The 7353-nt window shown below is 60.5% G+C and carries 4 protein-coding genes; all 4 read right to left on the reverse strand.

The genetic code is table 11. The features are described from left to right. The coding region (locus BI292_RS07680; protein ID WP_101207508.1) for a hypothetical protein at positions 1 to 640 on the reverse strand (640 nt) is incomplete at its 3' end. Further along, a complete protein-coding gene (locus tag BI292_RS29120; protein ID WP_256592634.1) occupies positions 637 to 3909 on the reverse strand; it encodes a toxin VasX in 3273 nt (1090 codons plus the stop codon). The genes BI292_RS29120 and BI292_RS07680, both read right to left, overlap by 4 nt. After that, a complete protein-coding gene (locus tag BI292_RS07690) occupies positions 3906 to 4739 on the reverse strand; it encodes a DUF4123 domain-containing protein (protein WP_101207509.1) in 834 nt (277 codons plus the stop codon). Before BI292_RS07690 ends, BI292_RS29120 begins: the two co-directional genes overlap by 4 nt. Continuing rightward, a complete protein-coding gene (gene tssI / locus BI292_RS07695) occupies positions 4736 to 6805 on the reverse strand; it encodes a type VI secretion system tip protein TssI/VgrG (RefSeq protein WP_101207510.1) in 2070 nt (689 codons plus the stop codon). Before tssI ends, BI292_RS07690 begins: the two co-directional genes overlap by 4 nt. Positions 6806 to 7353 lie beyond the last annotated feature (548 nt).

Here is a 7353-nt window from a genome sequence, read left to right on the forward strand (position 1 = left end):
CGCCCACTCGACTTTCGGGAACGGCTTCGGGACCGATCTCCATGTAACTGCGCATGCACTCCCACAACGCCATTGCGGTCGTACCGCCGCCACAGTTGAAACCCAGCGAGAAATGTTTGTTGTCTTCCTCCGCCAGCGGGTCCGGGTTTTCGAACCCGATGATCAGTAATCCCATAGTCGCTTTACCGGCCTGACTGACCGACGACTGTTGCGTAGCAGCGGCGGTGACGCTTTCCCAGGGCACGATCCAGTATTCGCCGTTGTCGCGGGGGACGCAGATTTCTCGGCGTTGGCGGTTGAAGCGAATGGGTGGAGGGACGACCCGAAAAAGGGCACTAATCATCATGAGGGCAGGAATCCCAGTGATTATTGCTCCACCGATAAGAGCGAAAGCACTGAAGTCAAACGCAATATTCCTGAACCCATAAGCCATGGACAAAAACAACATCATTCCCAGCCAAGGCCCCATGACTGCGGCACCAATGCTGTAGTTGCCTACATCCAAGAAAGCTTCGTTTTTACGCCAGATGGTATTGAGTACGTCCTGGGGTTTTTCTCCAGTAGGGACGGGCAACGGAGCCAAGTAGTCATTACGCGAAAACGTCCGTTTTTTTGTTGTGCCTGCCGGTGGCGTCCTCATCGTTTGTCCTTGGGTTGCAGATAAATAGCACCGGGATGTTCTTCGCCGAGCGGGTAATTGGGCACACGGTCGAGGTGCGGGGTCGGGTCGTTCCGCAGCTCGACTACGCCGGTAGAGTCAGCCAGGGTGAATGCCAACCCTCGCTCGCCACCGATGAAGTTATGCGCGCCGAGCATCGAGAGCAGCGGCGTGCGGTAGCGCAAACGCAGGGAAACAGTGGCGGGCGTTGTGCCCAATACGTTTTTCAGCGTGTTGAACGGGCCGCTCAGACGTAAGCCCTGACCTTCCTGGTGCGGGATCCACTGGCAAGTGCTGCCGGACAACCAATGAGGTGTCATGTCGCGCCACGGACGCGGGGTTTTGTAGTGATGGAGTGGACTGCTTTTGATCAGGTCACGGGAGGCCTGGGTATCCATTGGATCCCCGACCATGCTCAGTTCGAGATAAACACTGCCGGGCTCTGCGCCCGGCAAATCGATGGTCAGGGCATCAATGGAACTGACGAACGCCAGGCCGGATGGGCCAGTGCTCGATGCTGGCTGGGCGCTGCTTTGCATGCTGACCCGAGGTGCATAGAGGATGCGGTAGAGCCGGTCGAGTTCGTCGACTTGCGCTTTCGGCGCGATGGCGGTCAAGTCCGATGCCCGGGCTTTTGACCAACAGCAGTAATTGAGGAAATTCTGCAGCGGGGTCTGTTCCAAGATCCTGGCAATGATGTAAAGCACGCCGAGTGCGAGAATCACCCAGTTCAGCGGGCCCATGTACAACGTGAAGCGCAAAATCGCGACGTCTGCAGTTATTGAACCTGCCAATGCACGAGCGGTATAGCTAAAACCCAACATCGCTTGGGTGCCAAAAGCTGCTACTTGCCCGCCAACAACGACTTGGCGCATCTCCAGCCATGGGTCGATTCGGTTTTGGGCGTTTTCAAGTTGAATTTGTAAAGACTTGAACTCTGCGACGGCCGCACCGGCTGACAGCAAACCAACAGCTCCACCAAACAAAGTCAACGTAGGGGCCGTGGTTAAGCCCTTACCCATCTCCTTAACCCCCAATCCCTTCCTAACCTGACTATCAATCACCGCCACCAACGCCGCCGACGCATACAAACTCGCCGACACCGTGTCATTCACCCGCCGACTATCCATCCCCTCCAACGCCGCCGCTTCCTTCAGGTACCCCGCCGCATTAACCACGTTCAACATCAGCATCGCCAATGGCAGCACACCACCGCTGTTAACCACGGCAGGCGAGTTCATAACCTTGCCGACCCGTCCGGCACCAATCGCTTGCGCTGTCGCTTTCACCCATTCGAGCAGCGCATCCGCCCGCGCGCCCACCAGTTTCCACGCCGAGCGGCCGCCCTCGGTGACGAGCCGTAGCGGTGTGTCGCCGCCCAGGCGGGTGGCGATGAGGACGCCCATCCAGGATTTGCTGAAAGCGCCGTCCCCTCTGAGCAAAAGCAGCGACGCCGACAGCCGGTTGACCAGCGCGCTCCATGAGCTGCTGGCGTCTCGGGCCATGTCGGCGATGTTGTTCAGGACCATCAGGCTCATGGGTGCCAATGCCTGATGGGTGGCGCTGACGCTGTCCGACGCGAGGGCGGCCTGCAGCTCGTTCAGGCGCGAACCGCCGTTGACCGCCGCATCGATTGAGGGCGTCCATGCGCTGAACAGTTGCGTCAGTGCGCCGCCATCCGCTGCGCGCACGTAGTCGGCGTATTGCTCGGCGCCCGCAGCGCGGATGCATTGAGCGGTCAGGCATCCGGTGGCCAGTTCGGTCAGCCAGTCACGGGTAGCCAAATCGTGATAATCGACAAACCAGGTGCCGGTGCGCGAGCGCTTGAGGTACAAGCCTCGGTCGGCAAACAGTGCGGTGTGGCGGTCTTCTATTTGCTGGTAATGGTCTGCGGCAGTTTTCGAAAACCAGTTATCCATTGCATCGAGGTCGATGTATTTGCCGACTTTGGCGCTGAAGTAGTGGTTATTGAGACTGGCCTGTTTTTCAGCGCGGTATCCGCGCACGACGAATTCCGCTTCGTTGTACAAGTCCGCCGGAATAAAGGCCCGTACCGGGGCGACGATGGCGGAAATACGTGCATCCCGGGCGCGGGCTTCGGCCGCAGTGGGTTGGCCACCGTACTGACGCGCCACGGTTTCAGCCTTGAGTTCCTCATCCAGTCGGTGCTGGGTGGCCAGCATGACCTCGCCCTGTGCCGGGGTCAGTTCGATGTCGTGATCCTTGTAGCGATAGCTGAGCGTGCTGGCCAGTTCGGCGCCATTCTCGGTGATCAGGCCGCGGACAAAACCACCGACGCTCAGGCGCAACTGGTTTTCACCCAGCCAGGTTTCATGGCCTGCCTCCAGCCATTCCTGTTCATGATTGATGTCACGCAACACGCCAAGATCGTCATCCAGGCAAGCGAAAACGCCGTAAAGTCCCTCGACGCTCGCACGGGCGTTGTCCAGCCAATTCCGGGTGCCCTGACCGTCCCATGCTTCGGCGCTCCACTCGCCTGGGGCTTGGTCGCTGGCGTCGGGGTGCTGCTCAAGGAGTTTTTCCCGTTCCCGCGCACGGTGCATGGCATCGCTGTAGGTCTGAATGTTGCCCGGCGTCGGCTCTTTCATCAGCGTGGCGCCCAGCGCGTCGGTGTCGGCGACGGTGCTTTTCTGATCCGCTTTCATTGACCGGGCGTAACTGTTGATCAGCAGCTCGGCGATGACTTGCGAGGCTTCATCCAGCGGCGGGCAGTGCTCGGCTTGCAGTTCATCGGCGACGGTGCGCAACGCCACATGACGCATGTGTTCACGGCGCTTGACGCTGCTGTCGGTCAACGCCTGGCAATGTTCCGCGTTCAACGGGTATTCGCTATAGAGCATCCAGGCGTCATGGATTTTCGGCAGGACCAGACCGCTCAGGGTCGCGTCGATCACCGGTGTGGCGTCGGCCTCCAGCACCTGTTCCTTGAGCAATCCGCTCGCGCAAACACCGTAGCGTTTGAGCGGGCCCTGGTCCTGCCACACATAAACGAACCCACCGCGCAGGCGTCGCGCCGCCATCGGGCGACTTTGCGTGATCACACCCGGAACGCAGCACTGGTGTTCGGTTGGCTCTTCCGCCAAGGCGTAGCGCACGGGCACGATAAACAGTTCGGGCGCGCTCGCCGGGCATGGCGCAATCTGGCTGTCGATATCTTTGTGCGGTTGGGACTTGGCGGCACGTTGGGCCTGTGCGGCGTTGTCGACCATGGCCAGTTTTTTTGCACTCATGCGCGGGACTCCTTGTCGGTGAGCAACTGCCGCGTCAGTTCGGTATTCAGGTTGTCCAGCCGTTGTTCAGACGATGTGCCGGGCTCGGCCAACAGGCGTCGGTAAGCGACGTGATCAGCCGCCTCAGGAAACTGTGTGCCCAGCACGGCGTAAAAACGCGCCCAGAGCAGCGCTTCATCGATGGCGCTGTAGCCGTGACGCGCGGCACTTTGCTGGCAGTCGGACGCCCACTGTTGCAGGGCGCAGGCGTCAAGCCCTTGCAGGTATTCGCCGAAATACTGCTGCGTGTGTTCGATCAACTGCTGGCTGAAACACCGTCGCTGCGCCGTAGCCAGATGTTCCAGCATGTCCGGTGTCAGGCTTAACCAAGGCTCATGCGCATAGCGCTCAACGGCCTGCTCCGGGTTTTGCTGGTGGATATCCAGTTCGGGCAGCCGGATCAAGCGCACCGGGCCCATCAAGCGATCACGTTCAGCGTCGGACATTTGCGCCAGCCACAGGGAGGTAACGCGCGGGTCGAAATAACGAAAAAGCACCGTGACGTCGCCCGCAACCCGGGCGTGAACCAGGCTGCGCAGATGCTCGAGCAGCAGCGCTTCCCCGGCGTCCGACTCCAGCCACACGCCGCAAGTCGCGCTCCACGCACTGGTAAACTTTTGCGCCAGCGAACTCCCCGGCGCAACGGGCACCAGCAACGGGCCAACCTCTTCCAAAGCGCTGTAGGCGGTCGCTTGATAAAGCGAGTGGTAAGTCGTGCCGCCGAGCTCGATCAACTGCTCGGGCAGGTGTGAAATCCGGGCTCGGTCGAGCAGCAAATAAGCCTGATTCATGCCGCTATCTCCGCGAGTTTTTCGCACACGGCGCACACCGCTGAAGCCTGCTGTGCGGCTTGAATCAAGGCGAGTTTTTGCACGGCCAATGCTGGCGCGATCAATGCTTGTGGCGCTGCCGGGATCAATGATTGAGCAAGCTGCGCAGCCATGCCGGCCACCGGCGAGCCACCCTCGACAATCGCCACGCTGCTGAAAATTCCCCCAGCATTGATCACGATGTGGTGCCCGCCTGCCGTCAGCGTCAGGCTTGAACCGGCATCGATTACCACTTGGCTGGCGGTCAAGCGCGCGTGTGGCCCGGCCTGAATCACCAAGGTTCCCGCCGTGGTCGAACTGCTGTTGCCGCTGATGCTGATCAGTTCGTCGCTGCCGATCACGGTATGGCGCACGCCTTGGGTGGTGTGCGATTCATCGCCCTGGATCAGGCTGGCGCTGTGGCTGTCGACCTGCTGAAAACGCTCGCCGCCGATCAGGCTGTGGCTGTCGCGGCTGATCTGTTCGCGGCGGTCATTGCCGATCTGGCTGGTGCTGTCGTTGAGGATCAGTTGCTCGAGATCGCGTTGCGCGCGCAGGTAGATTTTTTCCTGGCCGGCGCGATCCTCCAGTGCCAGTTCGTTGTAGCCACCGGTGTGCGGTGAGCTGTGGCTGCGCAGCACGCTTTTGGTTTTATGCTCAGGGAGTGCGTAGGGCACGGGCGTGACTTTGTTGGCGACACAGCCGGTAATCAGCGGTTGGTCGGGGTCGCCTTCGAGGTAGGTCACCACCACTTCCATGCCGATGCGCGGCACGCTGACAGCGCCGAAATTCTCCCCCGCCCAACTGGAGGAAACCCGCAACCAGCAGCTGCTTTTTTCGCTGTCGAGTTCGCCGCGATCCCAAGGCAGCTCGACCTTGACCCGACCGTACTCATCGCAATAAATCTCTTCACCGGCCGGCCCGGTGACGCGCGCAGTCTGGCTGACCAGCGGGGCTCTTCGCGGCCGCGACGGCGGGCGGTAATGCACGTCCCACGGGATGGCGCTAAAACTGTTGCGATAGCCTTGGGTGAAGCCATCAGCCGCTTGGACGTCGCTGGTAATCGCCTCTTCGAGGGATTGTGGCTGTTTGCCCCGGTGGCTGACGCTGAGCAGCAACCACAGGTCGTTGGCGGTTTTACGCGGGTGCTCGGTGAGGTCGAAAAAGTGGCCACTGCGCAGGATCGGTTGGTCACTCTGGCCGGTGGCCAACTGGTAATCGCTGCGGTGGCGTTCCAGGGCTTGGCGGGCGAGTTGTTTGCCGCGTTTTTCGTTCTCGATCAGCAGCGGGTAGCGATAGTCTTCCAGCTCCGGGCTGAACTCGGCGGTGAAGCGGCTTTCGAGCAGCAGCCTGGGCTTTTCAAAATCGTAATCCCGGCGCGTGACGGTGGTGGTGCGGGTGCGAAAACCCGTGGCGAATTCGCTGACCACCGGATGCTCCGCGACCATCCCCGAATCCTGCTGATAAGGGGTGGCGCCGAGTTTTGGGAAGTACGTTTGGTCATCGCTGAACACCAGCAGATGGCCGTCAGGCGCATGCTGGTGATGCCAGGCAATGCCGTCCTCGGCGCACAAGCGCTGGAGAAATTCGAAGTCGCTTTCCGCGTACTGCGTGCAGTATTCGCGCTCCGGACTTTGGCTGACGTGGAAGGCAAAGGCGTCGGCCTGCAGACCGTGGCCGTTGAGCACCTGAGTGATGATCTGCGGCACGTTGAGCCGCTGGAAAATCCGTTGATTATGGCTGAACTGCAAATAATGCAGCGCCGGCACCAGAGTCAGGTGATAACGCGTCAGGCGCTGGCCGGCCTCCCCCACCCAGACATCTTCGATCCGCCCGTGCAGCCCTTCGCCGTTGACCCCGAACTGGAGAAACGCCGGTTGGCTGAGCAGGCTTTCGATATCGAAATCCGGGTATTCGCTGACCAGCTCAATGTGGATCGCGTACAAGGCGCTGATCGCCTCGGTCCCGGCAAACGCCAGCACCTTTAAATCATGACGAACCGCGGGAATGTGCAACGAGAAATGCGCCGCATTGGCCGGCCGGAACATACGCTTATCCTTAAGCAAAGAGGAAATGAGCGCGATATCCAAACCGTCCGTGGTCTGTGCACGCGAAAACTGGCGGGCACGTTAACAACGGGGAAAAAGTATTGATGTAGGACTGATCGGCGATTAAGGAAGGAAACTTCTTTGGCCGTTAATCGGGGTTTCAACGAGCGCCGCTAGAAAAAAGTCAGCTGTCAGGCAATTTCGCAGGCAAGCCAGCTCCCACCTTTGGATTCATGTACATCTGAGAGAAAGAGGTCGGCTGGTAGAGAGCTATCGCGAGCAGGCTCACTCCTACAGGGATTGCGCACAGCCGCGAGAACAGGCCGGCTATCAGGCCGCCTCGCGGCGTTGTTGCGGTGCCCGCCCCCTCGTGAGGCCGAGCGCAGGTTCTGCGCAGTGGGCAACCCGGCAAGGATGCCGGGTTAGCCGCCCCCGGCCAGGGATGGCCGATGGCGGCGGGCCCACGGAGCAGGACCGGAGCGAGGGCATGCCGAGCCTGGGCGAGGCACCGAACGAAAGGGGCAAGAGCGCTTTGGTTACTTTCGCGC

The sequence above is a fragment of the Pseudomonas sp. 43NM1 genome (assembly GCF_002836905.1).
GTDB classification, from domain to species: Bacteria; Pseudomonadota; Gammaproteobacteria; order Pseudomonadales; family Pseudomonadaceae; genus Aquipseudomonas; species Aquipseudomonas prosekii.